Origin of the sequence: Synechococcus sp. R6-10, assembly GCF_047461815.1 — a bacterium.
In the GTDB taxonomy this organism is placed as follows: domain Bacteria; phylum Cyanobacteriota; class Cyanobacteriia; order Thermostichales; family Thermostichaceae; genus Thermostichus.
Genome location: NZ_JANSHW010000253.1, coordinates 1 through 6,548, shown reverse-complemented (window position 1 = coordinate 6,548; position 6,548 = coordinate 1). Strand labels below are relative to the sequence as shown.

Sequence of the window (6,548 nt, the reverse complement as noted above, 5' to 3'; positions counted from 1 at the left end):
CTTTTGCCAAACCGCCTAAAGCTCAGTAAATTCAGCAAAGTTCAGGGTTTTGGGGGTTAGAGGCATGCTCCCTGAACGCTCGGCGCCGCTTCCGCGACCATCCCTGGCTCCTTTCCCTCTGGGAGAGGGGGCAATGCAAACAACTGTAGATTTGTACAAACAACTGTAGATTTGTACTGAGATGATCTTGAGAGTTTTGGACTAGAGCTGGGTGGAGCTCTCCTAAGACTAGGTAGCCCGTAGCTGCACCGGCATAACCAAATAACAGAGCCGCATTGCCCCAAGGGGCTTCCAGATGGCCGGCTGCGTGGCGCCGTTTAGCTCCAGGCTCACCTGCTGCGTATGAAACACCCTGAGGGCATCCAGCAGGTAACGCACATTGAAGGCCAGCTCCAGGTCAGGACCAGACATCTGCACTGGCAACGATTCCTCGCCACTGCCCACATCGGGCGCCTCGGTGCTGATGCGCAGGGTTTGGGTTGCGGCAGAAAGATTGAACTTGACGATGTCGTTTCTTTGGGCAGCAAGTACTCCCACCCGTTCCAGCGACTCCATCAAGGGCCGACGCTCCAGGGTTACCTGCCGCTCAAATTGCCTGGGAATCAGGCGGTTGTAGTCGGGATATTGGCCCTCCAAGAGACGGCTGGTGATCCGCTGTTGGCACTGGGTTTTGCCGGCGCGAGGGGGCAGGACAAACTGCACCTGGGATCGGTCAAACCGCAATTCCACCGTAGAGGCCGCGGTCTGGGTGCCGAGGATGCGCTCCACCTCTCGCAAAGTGCGAGCGGGAATGGTGAAATCCAACCCTATTTCCCCATGGGCCGAAGCAACCGGGATCCCGTCCGCCTCCACCTGCACCATCGCCAGACGATGCCCATCGGTGGCTGCAAACTCCAGGCAAGGGGGATCCCCCGCCAAGAGCTTGACATGCACCCCTGTGAGCACCTGCTTGGTCTCATCTCCAGAGGCCGCAAAAAGGGTTTGGCCGATCCCTTGCAACAGGCTCTCGATGGGCAGCTCCAGGGCCTGAGCTGTTGGGCTTTCCTCCCCCACAAAATCGCCATCTGCGTCGGCGGTGCGGAGCGATATTTCCGGTAGGGTGGGGTACTCTTCAGCCGACATGCTGCGCACTTGGTACTGGCCGGCTGCCGACATGAGAATCACAGGGGCACTCTCCTTGGCTTGGCTGCTCGCGTCAAGAGTCACTGGGCCGCTGGGCAGACGGCTGACGATGTCGCTGAGCAGCTTGGCCGGCAGGGTGGTGCGACCGGATCCCCTGACCTGAGCCTCGAACTCGCTGCGAATGCACAAGTTCAAGTCAAAGGCGGTCAAAGCAACCCGCTGAGTTTCCGCGTCGGCCTCCACCAACACATTGGCCAAAACGGGCAGGGCGGGGCGGCTGGCCACAGCCCGTCCAACGGAAGCGAGGTGGTGGCTGAGATCGGCTTGCTCGCAGGTGAAGCTAAAACCCTCCAGCGGCGCGTCAACAGCTTCGTTAAAGCGGCTCTCCCCACGATAGGGAGCTGCAGTCTTGCTGCTGCGCAACACCGGCGCGAACGACTCGGTTTCCGATTCTCGATCCACAGGACGCTGAGCTTGCACCATCAGGGGCACTTGAGGGCTGAACATGCACATCCTACACCGGCTGCCCCGACTGGATCCCTGCCCTTGCAGACAAGTTTTGGAAAATTTGCCTCGCGCGTAGGACAGATCTGAAATTTCGATCCCTGCCTAATTTAATTTTTTGATCTAGTAGTAGTAGGGGCTGTGGAAACTGTGGAAAGTGATCGTCAACACCTTGTGCCATGAGCTTTTGAGCCTATTCCCCACCTGTGGAAAAACTGTGGATAACTTGGCCACTTTTCCACAGGGTATTTATACCTGTTAATAACTTGGGGGGTTTTTCCACAGGTTTTCCACAGATTTTCCAGGTTTTTCCACAGGTTTTCCACAGGCTAATGTTATGGTTTTCTGACAAATTCATAAAAATTAACGCACAGTCAGTGTGAGATCCCCTAAGGTAGTGAATCCTTCCCCCTAGATATGGCTGGGGATTCCACCGGAGCTGGGGCGGGCTTCGCTGGATTTCCACAGGTTTTCCACAGGCTGTCGAAGAAAGCCTGGGATATTGCTCTGGGCTTGTCGGCCTTGCCTGGCCACCTGTAAGCTGACACGGGATTTTTGGCAAGACCCCAGAGGAGCGGGAAAGTGCTCTGCGCACCAGAAGCGGCAAAGGAGGTCAGGATGAGGATGGGACAGCGCCTGACCCAAAATTGGGCTGCTGCAGGAGCGAGTCGCAATAGGGATGCGGTCTAGAGTCCGTACCCGCGAAGGGCCAGGCGTAGGTCAACGGGATCCGTTTTGGTGATGGCGGGAGCGCAGCACGATCACGTCAGAAAGCTGGCGCAGTTGACTTTGAACCTGGGTGAGCTGTTTCTTATCACGTACATCGATACAGAGATCGATCAGGGCGGTGCGGTTGGCAAAAGTTTGTACCTTAGCATTGCGAACATTAATGCCTTGATCCGATAGACGGGAAAGAATGTCCCGCAGCACCCCAACGCGGTCGATAACCTCCAGATGCAGTTCTACCGGGTAGATCTGGGCGCTCTGCCGCAGTTGCTCTTCGTTCCAGCGTACTGGCACCAGGCGTTCCCCCGAAACCTGAGCCACCCGTGGACAGTCCTGATGGTGGATGCTAATACCCTTAAAGCGGGTGACTACGCCCAAAATCGGATCCCCCGGCAGCGGATTACAACACTTGGCCAACTGGTGTTTCAGACCCTCCACCCCCAGAATGGGAGATTGGGATTTGACGGAACTGGAAGCCACAGAAGCCCGCGGCAACAACAGCTTGGATCCCTCAAGCGATTCCTCCTCTGTGGGAGCAGATACTGCCGGCCTGCTGACCTCCTGCAGCCGATGGATCACCAGCGTGGGGGTTGTCTCACCATAACCCAGAGCGGCTAACAAATCCTCTACACTGGCGTAGTTGAGCTTTTCGGCCACCTTCTGCATCCGCTCTGATTTGAGCAGGGCATCAAAGCCTGTTTTGCCCAGCTCCCGCTCCAGCAAATGCCGGCCCCGCGCGATGTTTTGCTCACGATTTGAGCGCTTAAACCATTGGCGAATGCGATTGCGGGCAGAGCTGGTGGCAACGAAATTGATCCAGTCCAGGCTGGGATGGGCATTCTTGTGCGTGATGATCTGCACAATGTCGCCGTTGCGCAGGCGGGTATCCAGGGGCACGATCTTGTTGTTTACCCGCGCTCCTGCACAGTGATCCCCAATTTCGGAGTGGATGCGATAGGCGAAGTCCACCGGACAGGATCCCTGGGGCAGAGCCAGCAAGTCCCCCTTGGGCGTAAAGACGTAAACCTCGCTCTCAAACAGGTTCTCGCGAAGGGTGTCCAGATACTCCTTGTCATCTTTGAGGTCGTTTTGCCACTCCAACAGCTGTCGCAGCCAGGTGAAGCGCTCCTCGTCGGGCTTGACAGTGGTGCTGCCGGCCTCCTTGTACTTCCAGTGGGCGGCGATCCCGTACTCAGCCACGCGGTGCATCTCTTCGGTACGAATCTGCACCTCCACCGGTCTTCCCTGCGGGCCAATCACCGCCGTATGCAAAGATTGGTAACGATTGGCCTTGGGCAGACCAATGTAGTCTTTGAAACGCCCAGGGATGGGGCGAAAGCAGTTGTGAACGACTGCCAGCACCCGATAGCACTCGCTGTTGGTATGCACGATCACCCGCACTGCCGAGAGATCGTAAATCTCGTGAAATTCTTTGTGCTGCTGCTGCATCTTGCGATAGATGCTGTACAAATGTTTGGGCCGTCCGCTGATCTCAAAGCGTTCCAGTCCCGCTTGAAGAAGGTTCTGCCGCAGCTCTTCAATAAAAGCTTGAATCTCTGCCTCTCGCTCGGCGCGCTTGGCATTGACCAATTCCTGAATCTTCCGGTAAGCCTCGTAGTCCAGATACTTAAAAGCCAAGTCTTCCAGTTCCCATTTGAAATGCCAGATCCCCAGCCGGTTGGCCAAAGGGGCGAAAATTTCCATGGTTTCGGCTGCAATTTGCCGTTGCTTACTGGGGGAGAGATACTGCAGCGTGCGCATGTTGTGTAAGCGATCCGCCAGCTTGACCACGATGACTCGAATATCTTTGGCCATGGCCACAAACATGCGGCGGAAATTTTCCGCTTGCTGCTCGGTTTTGCTGGAGAAATTGAACTTAGAGAGTTTGGTAACTCCTTCTACCAGTAGGCGAACTTCAGAGCCGAATTCAGCTTCCAGGGCTTCTGGGGTAACTTCTGTATCCTCAATAACATCGTGCAAAAGGCCCGCTGCCACCGTCACCGCATCTCCCCCCAGCTCCCGCAGGAGAGTGGCCACGGCTACCGGATGGGCAATGTAGGGATCCCCCGATTTGCGTTTTTGGCCCTGATGCAAACAATAGGAAAACTCAAAGGCACGGCGCAGCAGATCGGCTTCTTCAGCCGTGTAGGGCCGCAGCCCATCGCCGGGATCCTCGGCACCGGAAAGCAGAGCACGCAGCCACCCTGGCACCTCAAAACCGAGGCTATTCAGGTCGAGACCTCCATCTGAGGTGGCAATGACAGCCGTCTGACCCATGCGAACCCGGCGAAAAGGGATGTTTAATTACTGACTATAGTTCATCCAGCTTAGCCGCCGACAGATTAGAGGAGGAAAAAACGGCTGGAATAAAAAGAGGCATTGGCTGTCTGCCAACGCCGACCGCTTGCCATCCTCGGCAGATCGAGAGTCAGTCTTCGCTCCACTCCTCGCAGTTGCCGATCAAATCGCAGAGGGGATCCGAGGGGCAGTAGTCTTGCAGCTCCAGCTCTTGGGCAATCGCCTGCCACTCCCGCTGCGGGAAGAAGGGTTGCAGGTGGGCAATGGCTTCGGAGCGGCGCAAGACCCCCTGCCGGACAAGGCGACGAGCTTCCTCCTGGATGGCCTCAACCGCATAGTGGGTGGCTTGTAAAGTGGGCATAGCTTAACCTACACGTGGAATGAATGGGACGCACCGAAGGGTCAGGGAAAATCTTGCCTCGCTACCCCCATCATAGAACTGGGTCTCGTTTCGTAGCAAGAGATACAAGTTTGTATTGCAGGCAACCTTAAGGCCCGCTTAAAAGCCCAAGCCATCGGCTCCTGCGGTCACTATGCCTTTTTCTGGGTTCAGAGTGACGATAGATCCATCCCGGATTAAGCGGGTAGCATCCTTGACCCCCACCAGCACCGGCACCCCCAGCCGCAGGCCAATGACTGCTGCATGAGAGGAGGCTCCCTCTTCTTCGGTAATCACGCCGGCTGCCTGTTTGATCGCCTCCACATAGTTGGCGTCGGTGGATTGGGCAACCAAAATGTCTCCGGCGGTGATTTTGCCGGCATCGAGGCTGGATCTCAAGATGCGGGCCGGGCCGCTGACAATGCCCTTGCCAAACCCTTTGCCTTGAGCCACCACCGCTTTCACCACATCCACCTTGATCAGATCGGTGGATCCCGCAACGCCTGGCAGGGTTCCTGCACTGAGCACCACCAAGTCGCCATCCTTGAGCAAGCCATCTTCCTGAGCCAAGCTGATGGCCGCTTGAAAGGTCTGGCGGGTGGTGGCCAAATCCATAACCAACAGCGGATGTACCCCCCAAACCAACTGCAGCCGCCGTGCCACTTCCACATGGGGGGTTACGGCTAGGATGGGAGTGCGGGGGCGAAACTTAGAGACATTGCGAGCAGTAGCCCCCGTTTTGGTCAGGGTCATCACGGCTACAGCATCCAACTCTTGGGCGATCTCCCCCACGGCGCGGCTGATCGAGTCGGTGATCAGGGTTTTGGGCCGCATTCCAGCAGGACTGTTGCCGTTGTTTTGGCTCAGCTCCTGCATGGCAAGGGCGCGAAGGCGTTGTCGTCGGTCGGCGGAGGTCAGGTCAAAGTAATCGCGCTCGGTGCGCACGGCAATGCGGGCCATGGTGGCAACGGCCTCGACAGGGTATTTGCCCACAGCCGTCTCGTTGGAGAGCATGACGGCATCGGTGCCATCCAAAATGGCGTTGGCCACATCGGAGATTTCGGCACGGGTAGGCCGGGGGCTGTGCACCATGCTGTCCAGCATTTGGGTGGCCGTAATTACCGGGATCCCCAGGGAGTTGGCCAGGGCGATCACCCGCTTCTGCAGGATCGGCACCTCTTCCGCAGGCAGCTCTACCCCCAGATCTCCCCGCGCCACCATCACACCGTCGCTGAGGGCCAAAATCTGGGGCAGCTGTTCAATGGCCTCGTGTTTCTCGATCTTGACGATGATGGGTACCCGCTTGTCGGCTGAGCCGGAAGAAGGCCGTTTGGCTGAGGCAATGAGCTCCCGCAGCTCCAGCACATCAGAGGGATCCCGCACAAAGCTGAGGGCCACCCAATCCACCCCTTGGTTGAGGCCGAAGTAGAGATCTTCTTTATCCTTTGGGGTCACGGCGCGGATGCTCAGGCGCACACCGGGGAAATTGACCCCCTTGTTGTTGGAGAGGGTACCCCCG

4 protein-coding genes are annotated in these 6,548 nt (G+C 57.3%); all 4 read right to left on the bottom strand.

The features are described 5' to 3' along the window. Positions 1–228: 228 nt before the first annotated feature. Entirely contained in the window at positions 229–1,605 is a 1,377-nt protein-coding gene (gene dnaN / locus NW837_RS07835; protein ID WP_414330445.1) for a DNA polymerase III subunit beta, read from the bottom strand. A gap of 741 nt (positions 1,606–2,346) precedes the next feature. Continuing rightward, positions 2,347–4,629 (bottom strand): RelA/SpoT family protein, encoded by a 2,283-nt coding sequence (locus NW837_RS07830; protein WP_414330444.1) that lies wholly within the window; start codon positions 4,627–4,629, stop codon positions 2,347–2,349. Between the two features lie 151 nt (positions 4,630–4,780). Beyond that, complete coding sequence (locus tag NW837_RS07825; RefSeq protein ID WP_414330443.1) at positions 4,781–5,011, bottom strand: DUF4327 family protein; 231 nt, start codon at positions 5,009–5,011, stop codon at positions 4,781–4,783. Positions 5,012–5,149: 138 nt separating this feature from the next. Next, positions 5,150–6,548: pyruvate kinase (gene pyk, locus NW837_RS07820; RefSeq protein ID WP_414330442.1), on the bottom strand; the 1,399-nt coding region annotated here is incomplete at its 5' end.